At 62.1% G+C, this 17,747-nt stretch carries 13 protein-coding genes; 5 read left to right on the top strand and 8 right to left on the bottom strand.

All coding sequences use genetic code 11. The annotated features are described in order from the left end of the window. Positions 1-33: 33 nt before the first annotated feature. Positions 34-1,443 (top strand): serine hydrolase domain-containing protein, encoded by a 1,410-nt coding sequence (locus tag ACQY7R_RS06095; RefSeq protein ID WP_428304698.1) that lies wholly within the window; start codon positions 34-36, stop codon positions 1,441-1,443. Positions 1,444-1,546: 103 nt separating this feature from the next. On the opposite strand, the gene ACQY7R_RS06100 is transcribed toward ACQY7R_RS06095, so the two are convergent. The 3 genes from ACQY7R_RS06100 to ACQY7R_RS06110 all read right to left on the bottom strand — a co-directional run bounded on the left by ACQY7R_RS06100 (position 1,547) and on the right by ACQY7R_RS06110 (position 4,355). Next, complete coding sequence (locus tag ACQY7R_RS06100; protein WP_428304699.1) at positions 1,547-2,365, bottom strand: enoyl-ACP reductase FabI; 819 nt, start codon at positions 2,363-2,365, stop codon at positions 1,547-1,549. 21 nt (positions 2,366-2,386) lie between these two features. Further along, positions 2,387-2,815, bottom strand: coding sequence for a 3-hydroxyacyl-ACP dehydratase FabZ (fabZ, locus tag ACQY7R_RS06105; RefSeq protein ID WP_428304700.1), 429 nt, complete (start codon positions 2,813-2,815; stop codon positions 2,387-2,389). Between the two features lie 109 nt (positions 2,816-2,924). Further along, a complete protein-coding gene (locus ACQY7R_RS06110) occupies positions 2,925-4,355 on the bottom strand; it encodes a phytoene desaturase family protein (RefSeq protein ID WP_428304701.1) in 1,431 nt (476 codons plus the stop codon). A 176-nt stretch (positions 4,356-4,531) separates the two neighbouring features. Between ACQY7R_RS06110 and ACQY7R_RS06115 the strand changes: the two genes are divergently transcribed. Beyond that, positions 4,532-5,767, top strand: coding sequence for a dienelactone hydrolase family protein (locus ACQY7R_RS06115; protein WP_428304702.1), 1,236 nt, complete (start codon positions 4,532-4,534; stop codon positions 5,765-5,767). A 109-nt stretch (positions 5,768-5,876) separates the two neighbouring features. Here ACQY7R_RS06115 and ACQY7R_RS06120 read toward each other — a convergent pair whose 3' ends face one another. The 4 genes from ACQY7R_RS06120 to ACQY7R_RS06135 form a co-directional block, all read right to left on the bottom strand. Beyond that, the gene (locus ACQY7R_RS06120; RefSeq protein ID WP_428304703.1) at positions 5,877-7,268 is read right to left on the bottom strand and encodes a phytoene desaturase family protein; all 1,392 of its coding nucleotides are present in this window, start codon (positions 7,266-7,268) and stop codon (positions 5,877-5,879) included. A 93-nt stretch (positions 7,269-7,361) separates the two neighbouring features. Continuing rightward, the gene (locus tag ACQY7R_RS06125) at positions 7,362-7,622 is read right to left on the bottom strand and encodes an acyl carrier protein (protein ID WP_428304704.1); all 261 of its coding nucleotides are present in this window, start codon (positions 7,620-7,622) and stop codon (positions 7,362-7,364) included. A gap of 139 nt (positions 7,623-7,761) precedes the next feature. Next, entirely contained in the window at positions 7,762-9,006 is a 1,245-nt protein-coding gene (locus ACQY7R_RS06130) for a beta-ketoacyl-[acyl-carrier-protein] synthase family protein (protein ID WP_428304705.1), read from the bottom strand. 693 nt (positions 9,007-9,699) lie between these two features. Continuing rightward, positions 9,700-11,106 carry a hypothetical protein gene (locus tag ACQY7R_RS06135; protein WP_428304706.1) on the bottom strand — a complete coding sequence of 469 codons (1,407 nt, stop codon included), beginning with the start codon at positions 11,104-11,106 and terminating at the stop codon, positions 9,700-9,702. Positions 11,107-11,606: 500 nt separating this feature from the next. Between ACQY7R_RS06135 and ACQY7R_RS06140 the strand changes: the two genes are divergently transcribed. The 3 genes from ACQY7R_RS06140 (at position 11,607) to ACQY7R_RS06150 (ending at position 15,973) form a co-directional block, all read left to right on the top strand. After that, on the top strand, positions 11,607-11,831 hold the full coding sequence (locus ACQY7R_RS06140; protein WP_428304707.1) for a hypothetical protein: 225 nt from the start codon (positions 11,607-11,609) through the stop codon (positions 11,829-11,831). 205 nt (positions 11,832-12,036) lie between these two features. Continuing rightward, positions 12,037-13,557 (top strand): xylulokinase, encoded by a 1,521-nt coding sequence (xylB, locus tag ACQY7R_RS06145; protein ID WP_428304708.1) that lies wholly within the window; start codon positions 12,037-12,039, stop codon positions 13,555-13,557. Positions 13,558-13,750: 193 nt separating this feature from the next. Further along, on the top strand, positions 13,751-15,973 hold the full coding sequence (locus ACQY7R_RS06150) for a hypothetical protein (protein WP_428304709.1): 2,223 nt from the start codon (positions 13,751-13,753) through the stop codon (positions 15,971-15,973). A gap of 343 nt (positions 15,974-16,316) precedes the next feature. Here the strand turns inward: ACQY7R_RS06150 and ACQY7R_RS06155 are convergent, their stop codons facing one another. Continuing rightward, positions 16,317-17,717 carry a sulfatase-like hydrolase/transferase gene (locus ACQY7R_RS06155; RefSeq protein ID WP_428304710.1) on the bottom strand — a complete coding sequence of 467 codons (1,401 nt, stop codon included), beginning with the start codon at positions 17,715-17,717 and terminating at the stop codon, positions 16,317-16,319. Between the last annotated feature and the right edge of the window lie 30 nt (positions 17,718-17,747).

Raw genomic sequence — 17,747 nt, forward strand, 5'->3', positions numbered from 1 at the left:
GCGCCTTCTCACTCTCGACGCGAAAGCAGACCAATGCTCCCTCTTCGCCGCGTGTTCCCGCAGTCGGTCGCCATCGCGGCGCTCGTTTGCCTTATGGCGTCCCCCACGCCAGCCACAGCTAAACCAAAATACGATGGCGTTATCGAAGAAGGCGCCAAAGGCAAGCGGATCGTCGCCGCCGTGCGCGAGGCCCACAAGGAAGATGGCTTCACCGGCGCCGTCCTCGCCGCTGAGAAAGGCAAAGTCATCGCCGCCGTGTCGGTGGGCGATGTCGATGGCAAGCCGTTCGATCCATCGACGCTCTTCGAAATCGCCTCCTGCACGAAGTCGTTTACTGCCGTCGCGATCTTGAAACTCGCCGAGGAAGGCAAGCTCTCGCTCGACGATCCAATTTCCAAGCACTTGCCTGGCATCCCCGACAATTGCCAGGAAATCACCGTCCGCCATCTCCTGCAACACACCTCAGGCATTCCTGGCAAGAACTCGACGGGATCAGGTACAGACTTAGCTAAAGTGCTGCCCACATTCCTTGAGGGCGGTCCGCTCACGACGCCCGGCGAGAAGCATGAATATTGGAACCAAGGCTACTCGCTCCTCAGCGAAGTCATCGCCAATGCCAGCGGCAAGCCCTACACCGAGTATTGCCGCGAGGCGATCTTCACGCCCTGCAAGATGACCAGCACGTGCTTCACCGGCGACAAGGCGCCGCCGAAAGTCACCGTCGCCGTTGGCAAGTCGACGGGCGGCGACCCGCGTTCGGCGCTCGACCACCCCTACGGCGAGTACGGCTTTCAGTACCGCGGCATGGGCGGCATCGTCACCAATCTCGTCGATCTCTGGCGATTTGATCGCGCCCTTAAGAGCGGCAAGCTGCTCAATGCCACGTCGCTCGCTCAAATGACGCTGCCAGGGCCAGACGACTACGCTCTCGGTTGGCGCGTCGTCGAACTTGACGAGAAGCACACTGTGCACGAGCACAGCGGAAAGGTCCGCGGCTTCCTCGCTTCGGTACGACGCGACCCCGAGCGCGACGGCTGTCTTATCATCCTCGCGAACAACGACGACGATACTGCGTTCGATTTGGTGAAAGAAAAGTGCGAAGCGATCCTCGCCGGTGAGAAGCCGGGGGCAGCGAAGGGACTCGACAAAAAACTCGCCAAGGAACTGATCGGCAAGTACACAGACGCGAAAGGCCGTACGATGGTGATCACGTTAGTCGCAGGGCATATCCGCGCCACCATCGACTGGTTCGGCCCGAAAACTTACTGCGTCGTCAACCCAGGCAAAGAGGGCGTGCTCGATCTCGACCAGCTAGTCTCTTACCCGCCGCTGAAGACGAAGCCGATGAATAAACTCACCGTCGAGCGCGATGCGGAAGGGAAGATCGCTAGCGTGACGATCAGCGACATGGATCCGAAGCTGCAGTTTGATCGCGCCAAGTAGGGTGCGGTGCTTGCACCCACCTTTCATTGCAACGCATCGATTAGGTCTTGAAGACCGTTGCACGCCACACAACGGAGGTGGGTGAGTACACCCACCCTACTCGCTACTCGCGCGGCAGCGCATCGACCGCCGGCTTCACCAGCCGCGGGTCGAAGTAGTTCACTTCCATTCCCGCGTCGATCACCAGCCGCTGCGCGTTCATCCCACTCGACCGCGGGCTCAGCAAAAACGCCACGGCGTTCGCGACTTCCTCCGTCGCCACCGCCCTCCCCCGCAGCGTCGCCCGCTCGGCGTAGAGGTACGAATCGACGTATCCCGGAATGCCCGCCGACGCGCTCGTCTTCAGCAGCCCCGGCGCCACGGCATTGAAGCGCACTTCCGAGAACTGGCTAAACGACTTCGCCAGAAACGCGAGGCTCGAATCAAGCGCCGCCTTCACCGGCGCCATGAAGCCGTAGTTCTCACTCGCCATCCGCGTCGTGCTGATCGAAATCGTCACCACCGACGCATCGCGGGCGAGCTGATCCTTCATCGCGTTCGCTAAGGCCATCAGCGAAAAACAACTCACATCGAACGTTCGCAGCAATTGCTCGCGCGACGTCTCATGAAACGGTCGCATCCCCCGCTCGTCGTACGCGGCGAAAGCAATCGAATGAACCAGCCCGTGGAATCCGTCAAAGTCCGTCGCTAGCTTCGCGGCAAGCGCGTCGATCTGATCCTGATGCTCGACGTCGCACACATAGACCGGCGCCTCGCCAACGAGCTTCGCCACCGACGCCTGCCGCGCCGACGACCGCACGACGTACACCACCTCGGCGCCCGCGTCCTGCAACACGCGGCCAACGTGAAACGCGACGCTCTTGCGATTGGCGACGCCAAACAGCGCGATACGGCGACCGGCGAGTTGGAGAAAATCAGACATGTGCTTTACTTGATCAGCGGTTCAATTCTTCGGCGCCAACGTGCAAGCAAACTCCAACCGACAGGCCACCTTCCCGCCGACCGTCACCTTCGCCGTCATAAAAAACGCCGTCGACAGCCGCTCGGTCAGCTCGACTTCCAGCTCCACCGTATCGCCCGGCAGCACCATTTTTTTGAACTGCACATTGTTCGCCCGCGTCGCGACCGGCACGCGATCGTCGGCGTCGCTCACCAGCTTCGACAGCAGCACGGCGCCCGCTTGCATCGACGCTTCGCACAAAATCACGCCAGGCGTAATCGGGTAATCGGGGTAGTGCCCCGCATACCAAAACTCGTCGCCGCTAAACGTCTTCCGGCAAACAATCCGATTCTCCGACTGCTCGACGATTTCGTCGATGAGCAAAAACGGTTCGCGATGCGGAATAGCGGCTTTGATTTGTTCGAGGGACACTAAGACATCTCTCGCAGAGGCGCAGAGGCGCAGAGTGAATGGAAGGCGATCTGCTCCTTCGCATTTTCTCTGCGCCTCTGCGCCTCTGCGAGATCCTTTCAATAAACTTTTATGTGGAAGAATGCTGCGACATCAAACACGTATCAACTTCATTCGCCACGATCACCCCGTAGTTCATCGCCCCCAGCCAACCGCTCATGATGATGCCGACGCTCCCCGCGTGGAACAGCCCGCTCACCTGCTGCGGAATCGCCCGGCTCACCGCGAGCCCTTCGAACTTCGTTCCGAAGCTCGCCCCCGCGATGTGCTGCGTGTAATGCTTGAACGTCACCGGCGTCGACGCCTCGACGTGATCAACCCGTTCGCGAATGTTCGGCACATACTTGTCGAGCGCGTCGAGCGTCGTCTCGCACAAGTCTTGCTTGCTGGCTTCGTACTCGTCCTCAGGCAGGTTAGCCCAATCTTCGTAGCGGGCGTTCGTGCTCGAAACAACCAAGCACCGCGGCCGCCCTTCGGGCCGAGTCCGCGGATAGTAGAACGAAAACGTCCGGCTGGTAATGTCGCGGCTTAGCAGCAAATCGGTCTGAAACACCGGCGCCGTGCTGCTGAACAGCAAATCGCCCGTCGATTCATCGATGACGTCGTCCGGCTTCAGCGCGATGTACACCTGCGTGCTCGAATTATTCAGCCGCACCTCACGCGCATCGTCGACGAACGCCTTGTCGAAATACTCCTCGCCGACGAGATTAAAAATCGTCTGCTTGAGGTTCGCGTTCGACATCACGGCGCCGCAGCTGATCGTCCGCCCATTAACCGTCACCGAGCGGACCTGCCCGCCCGTGCAGTCGATGTGCTCGACGTTGCAGTTGATGCGAATATCAACGCCGCTCTTTTTCAGTTCCTCTTCCATGAGGCCAATCAGCCGGTCCGTGCCCCCTTCGAAGGTGAACACGCCTTTCGACATGAAGTTCGAAAACACGATGCCGTAACTAATCGCCGGATCTTCGAGCGTGCTGCCGTTCGCGTAAGTGATCGGCTCCATTAGCAGCCGGATGACGTCCTCGCGTCCCGGAAAGAACCGATCGAACAGCTGCCGCGTCGTCGTCTGCTGGTCGTCGTAAAAGTTCATCCCACGGGCAGTATCGAAGAACCCCTGCACCGCCTCGGGCGCTACTTTGAATTCTTCAATCAGCAGCTTCGTAAAGTCGTCGCGGTTGAACGTCGTCGTCAGCGAGAACATCGGGTTGTCGAACCGAATACCCGTCAACTGCACGATGCTGTCGGCAATCTCTTGCGACCAGTACCGCCGGCAGCTCTTGATCATGCCGACCGGAAAACCGTGCAGCGAGATATCGAAAATATGCCCGCCGGGACGCTTAAACCACGTCGCCATGCCGCCAAGCTTATAGTGCTGCTCAAGCAACAGCACCGACCGCCCGGCGCGGGCCAGCACATTCGCGGCCGTCAGCCCCGCCAAACCGGAACCGATGACGACCACGTCGTAGTGATCGCGGGCGTCTTTAAGAAAATCTTTGGCCATATCAAATACAAAACGTCAACAAAAAGCCGCGACCGCCGGTCGCGGACCGCCCTGCAGCAGTCGATGGAACCCAACGAAGCCTGTATGCTAGCGCATTGCGTGCGGGGCGTAAACGGGCCGCGAGTCACGGCCGACGCCCCGCCGCGAACTTCTCCGCTTTTCGTCGAGGCCTCGACATGCTCCGCGTTGCCAGCACCTGCGGAATTTGGCTGCTCGCCCTCGTGGCGACGGTCCCGATGGCGTCCGCCGCAGGATCCTCAGCGGTCGAACAACTCGCCAAATTCCTCGCCGAGCCCGACGGCCAACGCGGAGCGATCAGCAAACAGCCATTCGCCGACCAGCCGTTGTCGCGAGCCGAAGCCGCACGTGCTCGCAAGCTGCTGATCACCGACTGGCGTCGTCGCCTGCATGCCGAAAGATCCGCCGAACTCGCCTCCGGCAGCATCACGATCGGCGATCACACGATGCCAATCTTCTACCGAACGTTCGGTAAAAAACCAGCGAGCGGCCGCAGCTTGTTCATCTCGATGCACGGCGGCGGCGGCGCTCCGGCCGAAGTCAACGACCAACAGTGGAAGAACCAACAACGACTCTACGAACCAGCCGAGGGCGTGTACGTGGCGCCCCGCGCCCCGACGGACAACTGGAACCTCTGGCACGAACCGCACATCGATCGCTTATTCGAGCGACTGATCGAGGACATGATCATCGTGGAAGAGGTCGACCCGAATCGCGTTTACGTGATGGGCTACTCAGCCGGCGGCGACGGCGTCTACCAACTGGCGCCCCGCATGGCCGACCGCTGGGCCGCCGCTGCGATGATGGCCGGCCACCCCAACGAGACGTCGCCGCTCGGCCTGCGAAACGTTCCCTTCACGCTTCACATGGGCGAACTCGACGCCGCCTACGATCGCAATAAAATCGCCGCCGAGTGGCGCGACAAACTCGCCGATTTGCAAAAGGCCGACCCGCAAGGCTATCGCCATCATGTCGAGATCCATCCCGGCAAGGGCCATTGGATGGATCGCGAAGACGCCGTCGCGGTCGAGTGGATGGCCAAGTTCACGCGCAACGCGTTCCCCAAACGCATCGTCTGGAAACAGGACGACGTCACGCGACGACAGTTCTATTGGCTCGCCGTCGACGAAGCGAATGAAAAAGCCGGCGCTGAACTCCGCGCGGAAATCGACGGCCAAACCATTCGACTGACTTCAGACGACGTACCGGCCGCAACCGTCTTGCTAAACGATAAAATGCTCGACCTCGATCAGCCGGTAGAAATCATCGCCGGCGAGCGCACCGCGTTCACAGGAAAAATTCCGCGCACCATCGTCATGCTGGCCAAATCGCTGGACGAACGCGGCGACCCAACGACGCTCTTCTCCGGCGAAACACAAGTTGACCTGCATTAGGTCCACAAAGCCGCGACCGGTGGTCGCGGGCATTTGCTCGCGGCCATTTGGTCGGGGCATCAAGCGGTTCGCCACCGCGACCACCGGTCGCGGCTTTTTGCGGAATGAATCACTGGTCCCGCAAACAATGCATGTTCGCCATGCCAATGCCGCTGGTGATCGCCCCGATGATCCCCACAAACCCCTGGTCCGTCCCGCAAATGAACAGATTCTCCAAATGCGTCCGCCCGTCAAGCTGCTTCTCCGGCGCCCCGTAGATGGCGCCGTTGTCGTGCCCGGTAAACCGCACGATCGTCGTCGGCGTGAACATGTCGGTATCGACCACCCGTCCGCGATAGTCGGGAATGAACCGGACCGCCGAGTCGGTAATGTGGTCGTACCACCTCAGTTTTTCGAGCCGGTAAGTCGACTCGTCGAGGCCGCGCCAATAGTCGAAGTTCGCCAAGGCCGTGATCCGCATCACGCCTTCGCCCTCCTTATCGAACGGCTCGTCGTACTCAAAGTTGTTCGGGCTGCAAATGACGCCGCTCCGCAAGTCGCACGGCTCGTGCGACTCGCTCCAATCGAACGTGTCGCTGTCGTTGTAAAACGTAATCGTCCGATCATGCCCCAGCCGCTTCGGCTCGACGTCGAGCGTCGCAATCGTTTCGCAAAAGCTCAGCCGCCCCGGCGGACGTTGAGCGGTCACCGCTTGCCCGTCATCGCACAGCCGCATCGTTTCGGGCCAACCCGCTGACGACAGCACGCGCTTCGCCTCGATCGTCTGCCCATTTTGCAGCACGACGCCGGCCACGCGGCCATCCTCGACATGCAGCCGCTCGACGCCGGTGCGGAGCTTCAGCTCGCCTCCCACGCCGCGAAACTTCCGCACAAGTTGCTTGAGAATCAGCCGCACCCCCGCATGCGGCCGCCCCAGCCCCTCCATAAAAATGCTGCGGAACATGATCGAGAACTGCCCCCAGTCCATGTCATGCTCGCGGGCCGAGCCGTAGAACATCAGCGGGCAGAACAGCATCTCCACCAGCAGCGGTTCGGTGAGGAGTTCATTGAGCCGCTCTCGCGCCGAGATCGCGGCATGCGTCTCATTGAGGTCGTCGTACTCGGCCACCTCGGCAATGAGCCGTTCAAAGTTATCGACCTGCGCCGGAAACGTCCGCGCGATCTCCGCGCGGAACAAATCGAGATCGTTGTCGAACCGCAGCCGCGCGCTCGGGAAGACGATCTCAGAACCAACCTGCGGCGAGATCGCAAAGTCGTCCCAAGAAAGCCGCAACTGCCGCAGCAGCCGCGCGAGCGGGCCGCGTTTGGCGCCTTTCGGGGTGATGTTCGTCAGCGCGTGCAGCCCAACGTCGTAATCACGGCCGCGGAGCCGGTAAAAACCGTTGAGCCCGCCGATTGTCGTGTGCCGCTCGACAATGCAGACCCGCTGATCGTAATAGGCGAGCCGAATCCCCGCGGCCAAGCCGCTCATCCCGGCGCCGATGATGAGGGTGTCGTACATAGAGAGCAGTCGGCAGTGGGCAGTCGGCGGTGGGCAGTAAGGCCGAGTGGTCAGCGGGCTTTACTGCCCACCGCCGACCGCCCACTCCCCCCACTACACCTTCTGAATATCCTTCATCAACGGCTCCAAATACGTCACCGTCGACGTCATGCTCGCCAGGTTGACGTAATCGTCTTCCGGAATCTGAATCCGGTGCCGCTTGCGCAGTTCCATGACGATGTCGAGGAAGTCCATGCTGTCGAGCTCCATCTGCTCGCGGAAGCTCTGGTCGTCGTTGAGCTGCGACAAATCCTCATCGGGAGCGATGTCGGACAGAATGTCGAGGACTTCGAGTTTGATTTCGTCGCGGGTCATTATTGCTTCCTACTCTTACTGCGTTGCACGCTCGGTATTGAACCACGAAGGCACTGAGACACGAAGGGAAATCCACGAAGTTGCTTAGTGGCCTGCTTAGTGTCTTCGCGTCTTGGTGGTTGTTTTTTGATGGTTGATTTTAAACGCGTTTAATAATGACAGCCGAGTTGATCCCCAGCATGCCGAACGAATTGTTCAAAATGTATTCGACGCCCTGCGTCTCGCGCGGTTCGTTCAGCACGAGCCCCGGCAAATCGCACTCGGGGTCGAGGTCGTCGACGTTGATCGTTGCGTGGCAGACGCCATCCTGGAACGACGGCAAGTTGCCCGCCAACTCCAGCGACCCCGCGGCGCCCATCGCGTGGCCGATGAAACTCTTCGTATTGTTGATGTGCGTCCGCTTCGACTCGCCGAAGACCGTTCGCAAGGCGATGCACTCCTGCACGTCGCCACTCGGCGTCGCCGTGGCGTGGGTGCTCACGATGTCGATGTCTTCCGCGTTCAGCCCCGCCCGCTTGAGCGCCTGGTTCATGCAGCGAGCCTGCTGCGTCGGGTTCGGCAACACAAAGTCGGTCGCGTCGCTCGTCATCGACCAGCCGACCAGCTCGCCGTAGATCTTCGCCCCTCGCCGCGTCGCGTCGCCGTAGCGTTCGAGCGTGTAAATGCAGCCCCCCTCGGAGACGACGATGCCGTTCCGACCTCGATCAAACGGCCGCGACGCTTTCGTCGGATCGGCGTGGCTAGCCAACGCCCCCTGGCTCGCGAACCCGGCGAAGATCCCAAACGTCCGAATCGACTCAGACACGCCGCCGGCGATCGCGAAGTCGCATTCGCCGAGCATCAGCATCTGGGCGCCCTGAATCAGCCCCGCGTTCCCCGCGGCGCAGGCGGCCCCAATCGTGTAGTGGGGCCCGGTGATCCCCATGTTGAGCGTGATCTCGCCCGCCGGGTTGTTCGCCACGGTCCGCGGGTTATGGTGGTGGGTCCACACCTTCGTGTCGTAGTTGAACTGGCTGATCTCGTAGACCTCGTTCTCGGTCTCGACATTGCCATGTTCGGTGAGGCCGATGTAGACACCGACCCGTTCGCGGTCGATCGCCTCCCAATCGATCCCCGAGTCTGCCACCGCCTCGCGGGCACAGTAGATACTGACACTCCCGGCCCGAGTCCCGCGACGGACATCTTTCCGCCCCTGATACTTCAGCTCGTTGAAGTGGCAGACCCCGGCGAGCGTATCGCCGATGTAGCGGATGTTGTACGGCTCGACGCCGCTCTTTCCGGCCAGGAGCGCAGCGCGATAGTCGGCGAGGTTGTCGCCGTTGGGCGCGGTCAAGCCGATGCCCGTGATCACGATGCGTTGGTCGTCGGAAGCGCTGCGAATCATGCGGTATTTCTAGTCGTTTTCGGCCGCACCAAGCGATCGGCGCCAGCACAGAGAGAACCCATCAGGCTACTGCCTTGGGTGGAATCGTACAAGCCGCGCACGGCCAAGGCCAGGAGCGCGGTGAAGTTCAAAAACTACCGCACGGAAGAGCTGAAGGATCGCGCCGAAAACACCGCCCCACGCGGCCTCGCAAAAAGCCGCGACCGGTGGTCGCGCCCAGCACTCCCATCCACATCGATCTCACTGAAATCTCTCGCAGAGGCGCAAAAGCGCAGAGAAATACCGGAGCCCCAACCGCTCCGCTAATTTGCCACGATAAGCGATTGAAAATGGCCAGCAGATGCTGTAGTATACAAACGAACACAAAGGTGGCGGTGCGCGCTCTTTGAAAACTCAACCCGCTAGCCCCCAAATCGCTAAGGGGTGCTGCAGCCGATGCGGGACCGAGCTAAATTGATCCGCGGCAATCCGCCAAATCCGCGTCTCATTCGTCGTCTGATTAGCAGACGCGACATCCTGCTTAATGTCGCCTTAAAAGCGACACGACACGCGACGCGAACAGCGCAATAGCAAGAGTCAAAACAACTTAGAGCGAAACCTTAGTGTCGCCTAAAATCGCGATTTGCAACTGACCAGACGCGACACGACATCAAGCGACGCGAGCAAGGCTGGTGATTTCGAGCGTGAGCCGGCTCAATCCGTCTCACCCAAATGCCGCCGGTAAGCCGCCGCCTGCTTCTCGCGGCCGAGGCGTTCGGTAATCTCCTCCCACTTAGCCGCCACCCCTTCGAGAGCGACCGTGGCTGTCGCCTCGTCGGCCGGCGCCTTCCGCACCGTTTCGGCGAGGTAGTTGAGGTACTCGTCGATCGCCGGAATCCGCGGCACCAGCGTCGGCGCCTCGGTGGCCAGGGCCGCCGCGACGAGCTTCGTCACCGGCTCCGCCTCCTTCGCGACGGTCAGTTTCTTCATCCACCGGCCGCTGGCGCCCGCTTGCGACGCCCGATACCACAGCGTCCCCGTGCTTCGCGAGCTGAGCCCCGTCGCCACGTCGCCCGTCGTCAGCCACTGGGCCAATTGAAACCCCGCCACGGCATTCCGCGTGGCGGCGGTCACGCCGACGAGTCGCCCTTCAACACCAAGCAACACGACGGCCGACGGATTCGTTTCGCGCTCCCAACCGGCGCGCGTCTGCGAGTAAGTCTCCGCCGTCGGCGGGACCGCCGCGAAGGCAACGTCGCGTGGCGCCGCGCCATCGGCGGCGGCGAAATCCTCGTCGATTGCGCTAGGCCAGCCTAGCGTCGACTTCGCCCCATCATTTCCTACCAAGCGCATTGCTTCGGCAACCCCGATCGGCGGTTGCTCGCCGCGAGAGGCATTGGCAGCGGTCAGTTCGACGAGCGCCTTCACGAACGGCGGCTCCGCGATCCGCGGCGTCATGCTCGAAGGATCGAAGAGCGCTTCGCTGCGGCGGTACGACTCAGTGTAGCCCAGCCCCCGCAAGATGAGCGAGTGAGCTGCCGACAGCCCGTCAGTCGGCGCCGTCGCGACCGGATACTCAGCCGGCTTCGGCAACGCGGCCCCGAACTCCGAAAAAATCATCAACGGCGGCGAACCAAGCGGCAACGCATACACCTGCCCGCCAAACTTCATTTCTGCTTCGCGAATGGCCGGAAAAATATCGTTCAATCCAAACGCCGGGTCAGCGAGCGTTGTCGCCCGCAGCGGCCGCAAGTCGCCGCGCTCGACTAAGGCGCCCAACTGCCGCGAGGGGAAGATGACCACGTCGCCGACCAGCCGTTCCGCCGTGAGAAACTCCTCCAGCGATACGCTGTCGACTTTCAGCTCTCCGCCGGTGCGAGCCTTCCACTCGCCGCGCAGCAGCCGCAAGCCTTCAGCTAGCTTCACGTCGCCCGCCACTTGCACGGTGAGGGTCACCAGCGGCGCCGGCGTGAGCGGCTCGGCCTGCGGATCGGACGTGGCCGCCGGGTCGCTTCCCCCTCCGCCGCATCCGGCGAGTGCCATAGCCGCCAGCGCGAACAACGAGCAAAGCCAACGGCGCGACGAAGGGCCAGCCGGCGAGGTAGCGACAAATGCAGCCATGCGAGATCGATCGAGAATGCAGGTGGAGGGGCGAGGGTCGCTCATTCTACCCCCCCGCCGCCTCGCCCCGCCAGGGAATGCGACCACGGCCTGCGTCGCCCTGTAGCGGTTCCGGCTGTGCGGAATGTGCGGAGATCCGGTCGCCAAAAAATTCGCTGCTGGACGTTTTCACGCACAAAACGGAGTGGCGACAACGCTTTAATTAATTTTTAAACATCCAATTTGACGAGCAATGCCTCGCAATTACTCTGACATAAACGCCCGCACGACTTCGTGCTGGCCAATACGCCAGCAGCAGGCTCGTGGATTGTTTCTCGCACCTTCATCTGCGAGCCTCGCCGCAGGCGCCGCCTGTCGGGCGCCGCGTCGCTCCGTACGACCCTTGAGCGACGCGGCTCCGGCCGGCATTTTTCCCGCCCAGACCTTAACATCCGCCCGCCGGCAACCTAGACTACCGTTTTCCCTGGCGGCGATACGGGTCGAGCATGTTCACCGAGCGGATGAGTATTCGACTCGCTCTTACCGAGCGTGGCGAACAGATCAAACTGCGGTTCATCGAGCGGCTGCGCGTCGAGGTCGACGCCAATGGCCTGGAGCAAGTCACCGCCGATCCGCCGACCGTCTCAACGCTCAACGGCTCGGAGGTCGCGATCCTCGATGACGGGAAGTATCAGGTCGTCGAGACCGGCGAAGTTCTCTCGCCGCTGGAACCTGAAGCGAAGTAGCGCGTCTCCTTCCCCGCTCGCTGCGGCGACCTTCCTTTTTGCACACGCCGCCCGTCACTTTGCGTCGGCCGCTGTTCCGCCTGCCGCTCGACTCGCACGGTAGTTATACTCGTCCACCAACGGGCCGCTGCGCCCCTCTTCGTTGGTTGAACACTGATCACGAGCCGCGACTCTGCGGCGCCTTGGATAAAGCTCGGAGATCTTTATGTCTGTCTGCCTCGGCATCGACGTCGGCACCTCGGGGACGAAGGCTCTTGCGATCTCCCCCGAGGGCGAGATCCTCGCCTCGGCAAGTTCCAACTATGGCTGCGCTCACCCGAAGCCGCTGTGGAGCGAGCAAGATCCCGAAGATTGGTGGACCGCGACGATCAAGGTCGTCCGCGCCGTCGTCAAGCAAGCCAAGCTCAAGCCGAGCGACGTAGCCGCGATCGGCCTCTCCGGCCAAATGCATGGCTCGGTCTTCCTCGACAAAGCGGGCAAAGTGATCCGCCCTGCCCTGCTCTGGAACGACCAGCGCACCGCTAAGGAATGCGAAGAGATCGAGTCCCGCGCCGGCGGCCGCGCGAAGCTGATCCAAATGGTGGCGAACCCTGCGCTCACCGGCTTCACGGCGCCAAAGATCCTTTGGCTCCGCAACAACGAGCCGAAGAACTTTGCGAAGACGGTGAAGGTGCTGCTGCCGAAGGACGAGATCCGCCGTCGGCTCACGGGCGAGTTCGCCACCGAAGTGAGCGACGCCAGTGGCACGCTGCTGCTCGACGTGGTCCATCGCCGCTGGTCTCAGCCGCTGCTCGATAAGCTGGAACTCGACAACAGCCTGCTGCCGAAGTGCTACGAATCGGAAGAAGTCACCGGCACGCTCACCGCCGAAGCGGCCAAGCTGCTCGGCCTGACGACGGCGTGCAAGGTCGTCGGCGGCGCCGGGGACTGCGCGGCGGGGGCCGTAGGCAACGGCATCGTGAAGGCGGGCCTCCTCGCCACGTCGATCGGCACCTCGGGCGTCGTGTTCGTCCACAGCGACGAGCCGCAGTTCGATCCCGAAGGTCGACTCCACACCTTCTGCCACGCCGTCCGCGGCAAGTGGCATATGATGGGCGTGATCCTCTCCGCTGGCGGGTCGCTGCAGTGGTTCCAAGACGCCCTCTGCTCCACGATCGATAAGAAGGGCGCCCGCAAGCCGACCGTCAGCTTCGAAGAGTTGGTGAAGGAAGCGGCCGCCACGCCCACCGGCGCTGAGGGGCTGCAGTTCCTCCCCTACCTTGCCGGCGAGCGGACGCCCCACCTCGATCCGCATGCTCGAGGCGCGCTGATCGGCCTCACCCTGGCCCACGGCCGCGGCCACATCGTGCGGTCGATTCTGGAAGGCGTCACTTACGCCCTGCGCGACAGCTTCGAGATCATCGAAGGCCTCGGCGTCCCGGTGAAGCAAGTCCGCGCCGGCGGCGGCGGAGCAAAGAACCCCTTCTGGCGGCAAATGCAGGCCGACGTCTTTGGCAAGGCCGTCAGCGCGATGGCCGCCGACGAAGGCCCGGCGTACGGCGTCGCGCTGCTCGCCGCGGTGGGGGCGGGGCACTACAAGGACATCAGCCAGGCGTGCGCCGCGGCCGTCGAAACGGCCGAGAGCAGCAAGCCCGACGCCCGCGCCCGGAAGGCGTACGACCACGCCTTCCCGGTCTTCCAGGGGCTCTATCGCTCGCTGCGGAGCGAGTTCCCCAACTTGGGCTAAAACGGCCCGTTTTTCAGGGATTCCGGCAATTTTTTCCGTGGCACGGCGAATAAGCTACCCTTGCCGAGCTATTTCTGCGCGCCTGCAAATGTAGGTTGCAATCGCGCAGAGGCAGCACTACAGTGCCGGCTTGCGCTTAGGGCGAAGCCAAACTCACGGCTTGATTGTCGTAACTCACCTTCAGGATGGACCGATGAAAACTTTCCCCGTTCACTTCTGCAGCCGACTGCTGCCGGCCTTCGGGCGCAGCGCGGCGCTGGCCGCGGGACTCATGCTCGCGGCGCCGACCTTCGCCGCCGACGACGAAGACTACGGCAACTCGCTCGACTGGGCGCCGGCGAGCGCAAGCGTCTACACCAGCAGCTTGCGGATCAAGGAGCAGATCGACGTCATTGCCGAGAGCAATGCCTGGAAGAAGTTGATCGAGATTCCGTCCGTCGCGATGGGCTGGCAGATGGCCCAAATGCAAATCAACAATCCGGACGGCCCGGCTGCCATGTTCTGGCAGCTGATGGAGCTGCCGGAGAACCAGCAACTCGCGAAGCTGCTCGGCGAGATGTTCTCGGAAGAGGTCGTCTTCATCGCCGGCGAAGACTTCCCGAAGTTCATGGAACTGCTGAGCATCGTCCAAGGCAGTCGCCTGGCGCCGATGATCGAAGCGATCAACGCTGGCGGCGGGCACATCGACCCCAACGAAGCCCGCGTGAGGGCCGTCGCCGACGCGATTGCCGAAGATCCCGAGCTGCTCGCGATCCCCGACATGCTCATGGCCTTCAAGGTCAAAGACAATGCCGCGGGCGAAACGCAGCTCAAGCGTTTGGAAGTCGTTGTGAAGATGGCGCTGAAGAACTCGGAAGCTGAAGTCGAGTTCAAGCGCGAAACGATCAACGACGTCGAATATCTCGTGCTAAACCTCGACGGATCGAGCATCCCGTGGCCGGAGGAAAAGCCGGCGGGTTTGCAGATCGACGAAGAGACCTACGACAGCCTGAAGGAAATCATTTCCGACAAGAAGGTTGCCGTCGCTCTCGGCGTGTGGAACGGCTACGTCGTTCTCTCGATCGGCGAATCGACCGAACAGCTCGCCACGCTCGGCGACGAAGACAACGACTTGCTGGTTGAAACCGACTCGTTCGAGCCGCTGCTGCCTCACCTCGAGGAAGAGGAAGGCGACCTGGTTGGCGTGCAGTACATCAGCGAGGGCGTCATGAAGGCCCAAATGCTGTCGGCCGCCGATCTCGACGACGCCGCGGAAGAACTCGGCACGCTGCTCGAAGCGTCTGACGACATTGACGACGAACTTAAGGGCGAGCTTAGCGAAGACATCGTCGAGCTGGCCGACGACCTGAAGCCTTACCTGCCGAAGCCCGGCGACGTCGCCGGCTGCACGCTGAAGACCGAAGAAGGCTTCGAAACCTTCACGTACAACTGGGCCGAGAACACCCGCCTCGACGGCTCGCTGCCGCTGGAACTGACCAACCACGTTGGCGGCAACCCGGTGTTCGCGTTCGTCGGCCGCGGCGTGAACGACCCCGAGGCATACGCCTTGCTCGCCAAGTGGGTCGGCAAAGGCATCGAATACTTCGAAGGCTACGGCCTTGCCGAAATGGATGAGGAAGACCGCGCCCAAGCCGAAAAGGTCCTCGAAGTCGTAAAGCCGCTCCTCGTGAAGATCGACGAAGCGACCCGCGAGCACCTGATTCCGGCGCTCGAAGACGGCCAGGGCGGTTTCGTCCTCGACGCCGATATCACCAGCAAGAAGTGGCAAGGCGAAATGCCTGAATCGTTCGTCGAACTTCCCATGGCTGAGGTCGCGCTGGTCTTCGGCGTCAGCGACGCAGACGAGCTGAAAGAAGCGGGCAAGGCTTACTGGTCAATCGCCCAAGAAGCGGTCGAAGCCTTCAAGGAATTCGACGAGAGCGAAGTGCCGGAAGACTTCGAATTGCCCGAGCCTGAAGAAACGGAAGCTTCGGACGGTTCGATCTTCACTTGGGCCGCTCCGAGCGAAGCCAAACTCGACGACCAGATCGCCTTGGCAATCGGCGTTGGCGAGCATGTGGCGACAATCAGCAGCTCGCCCGAGTTGGCCGAGCGGATCCTCACCGAGACGCCGTGGAAGAGCTTCCCGGTCGGTTCGGCTGACGAACCGCGGGCTGTGGTGGTCGGCTTCGACTTCCCGGCGCTGATCGACGCGATCACGCCATGGGTCGACTACGGCATCCGCTCGAGCGTCGAAGGCGAAGAAGCCGCCGGCAGCGAGCCGGAAGAGGGCTCGCAATCTGGCGAAATCATCAGCCAGGTTCACACCGGCCTGGAAGTGCTGAAGTGCTTCCGCGGCGTCTGGAGCGAAACGGTCAAGGAAGACGACGCCTGGATGACCCACACGATTTCGAACTTCGAAGACCTCGAGGATTAATCCTCGCGAGTTCTCGAACAAGAGATTACTAAAACGAACAGGCCCCGGCGAACTCCGCCGGGGCCTGTTTTATTTTGGTTAACAGGAAAAAGTCGTTGAACCGCCGGTAGACACTACGCAACCCGGGCTTACAAGCTCATTCGACAGCTGTCCGGCTGAAGCACGTAGGAAATGAAACCCTGCGGTCCCCTCCCCTTGAGGGGGAGGGTTAGGGAGGGGTGGCGACAGCGGGTACCAGGGTTCCACCCCCTCCCCAGCCCTCCCCTCAAGGGGGAGGGAGCCACAACATTCATCATGGCGGCGCCGACATTTGAGTAGACTTCGGGTCCCGGGGCTAGGGACGCTACTCCGCGGCTGCGGCAGTGGCGCGGCGCTTCGCCTTACCCTTCTTGTTCTTCGCCTCCGCCTTCCCTTCGTTCTGCCCCCACAGTGGCGGAACGTTCGACTTGTTCCACTCGTCCCAAGCGGCGTGCAGCTCCTTCGCCTTCTCCGGCTCCTCGGCGATGAGGTTCTTCTCTTCGCTCAAATCACTGGCAAGGTTGTAGAGCCGTAGATCGGTCGCCCCTTTCTTGCCGCCGTCGACCACCGGATCGTACTTCACCAGCTTCCAGTCGCCCTTCCGCACCGCCATCTGTTCGCCGAACCGCCAGAAGAGGGCCTCGTGCGGGGCCTCGGCGTTTTTGCCGGTGAGGTGCGGCAGCAAGTCGACGCCTTCGAGCGTCTTGTCATCCGCCTGATCGGCGCCCCCCGCGACGAGCGCCGTCCGCGTAGCGTCGAGTTGAATGATCGGCAGATCGTACGATTTACCGGCGGGAATCTTGCCAGGCCACTTTGCCAGGAACGGCACCCGCACGCCTCCTTCGAGCGTCGTCCGCTTCGAGCCGCGAAGCGGTGCGTTGATCGAACCGTTGGTCGCGGTCGTCGCCATCGTCGGGCCGCCGTTATCGCTGAAGAAGAAGACGAGCGTATTGTCGCTCAGGCCCGTCTTATCGAGTTCAGCCAGCACGCCGCCAATCGCATCGTCCATCGCCGCCATCATCGCAGCGTATTGGCGCCGTTTCGTATCTTTGATGTGCGCGAACTTTGCCATCCGCTCCTCTTGCGCTTCCATCGGCGTGTGGACGGCGTTGAAGGCGAGGTAGAGGAAGAACGGCTCCTTCTGATGCCGGTCGATGAACGCCACCGCCTCGCGACCCAAGGCGTCGGTGAGGTACTCAGTCTCCTTTACCGCTTCGCGATTGCGGAAGATCGGCGGCCCTTGCCCTGGCAAGTAAGGGTGGGCGCCGGCGATGAAGCCGAAGAATTCGTCAAACCCGCGGCTGTTTGGGTGGCGATCGGGCGACGAACCGAGGTGCCACTTCCCGACGAGCCCCGTGCGGTAGCCCGCGCCGCGAAGGCGATCGGCGATCGTTCGTTCGCTCAGCGGCAAGCCCGCGCTCTTGGCGGCGCTAGGGTTGAACTCATGCCCGAACCGCGTTTGGTAGCGTCCGGTGAGCAGCCCAGCCCGCGTCGGCGAGCAGTAGGGTCCCGATACGTAGCCGTTGGTGAACTTCGTCCCCGCGGCGGCCAGCGCGTCGAGATGCGGCGTCGGAATCTCTTTCGAGCCATTGAAGCCAACGTCGGCGTACCCCATGTCATCGCCGACGATGATGACGATGTTGGGGCGGTCGGCAGCCGCAGCGAAGCTGGGCGCGAGAGCAACCAGACTCGACAGCGCACGAAATAACAGGTTGCCGCAATTCATCGCAAGACTCCTGGGTGGACGCGTTGTAGG

The organism is Lacipirellula sp. (assembly GCF_965279485.1).
GTDB lineage: Bacteria > Planctomycetota > Planctomycetia > Pirellulales > Lacipirellulaceae > Lacipirellula.

Bases quoted from the DNA above. Each gene is read 5' to 3' on its own strand.
- ACQY7R_RS06125 (WP_428304704.1), bottom strand. From the start codon at position 7,622: ATGACCCGCGACGAAATCAAACTCGAAGTCCTCGACATTCTGTCCGAC.
- ACQY7R_RS06130 (WP_428304705.1), bottom strand. From the start codon at position 9,006: ATGATTCGCAGCGCTTCCGACGACCAACGCATCGTGATCACGGGCATC.
- ACQY7R_RS06150 (WP_428304709.1), top strand. From the start codon at position 13,751: ATGAAAACTTTCCCCGTTCACTTCTGCAGCCGACTGCTGCCGGCCTTC.
- ACQY7R_RS06110 (WP_428304701.1), bottom strand. From the start codon at position 4,355: ATGGCCAAAGATTTTCTTAAAGACGCCCGCGATCACTACGACGTGGTC.
- ACQY7R_RS06140 (WP_428304707.1), top strand. From the start codon at position 11,607: ATGAGTATTCGACTCGCTCTTACCGAGCGTGGCGAACAGATCAAACTG.
- ACQY7R_RS06115 (WP_428304702.1), top strand. From the start codon at position 4,532: ATGCTCCGCGTTGCCAGCACCTGCGGAATTTGGCTGCTCGCCCTCGTG.
- ACQY7R_RS06095 (WP_428304698.1), top strand. From the start codon at position 34: ATGCTCCCTCTTCGCCGCGTGTTCCCGCAGTCGGTCGCCATCGCGGCG.
- ACQY7R_RS06135 (WP_428304706.1), bottom strand. From the start codon at position 11,106: ATGGCTGCATTTGTCGCTACCTCGCCGGCTGGCCCTTCGTCGCGCCGT.
- ACQY7R_RS06155 (WP_428304710.1), bottom strand. From the start codon at position 17,717: ATGAATTGCGGCAACCTGTTATTTCGTGCGCTGTCGAGTCTGGTTGCT.
- ACQY7R_RS06120 (WP_428304703.1), bottom strand. From the start codon at position 7,268: ATGTACGACACCCTCATCATCGGCGCCGGGATGAGCGGCTTGGCCGCG.
- ACQY7R_RS06100 (WP_428304699.1), bottom strand. From the start codon at position 2,365: ATGTCTGATTTTCTCCAACTCGCCGGTCGCCGTATCGCGCTGTTTGGC.
- xylB (WP_428304708.1), top strand. From the start codon at position 12,037: ATGTCTGTCTGCCTCGGCATCGACGTCGGCACCTCGGGGACGAAGGCT.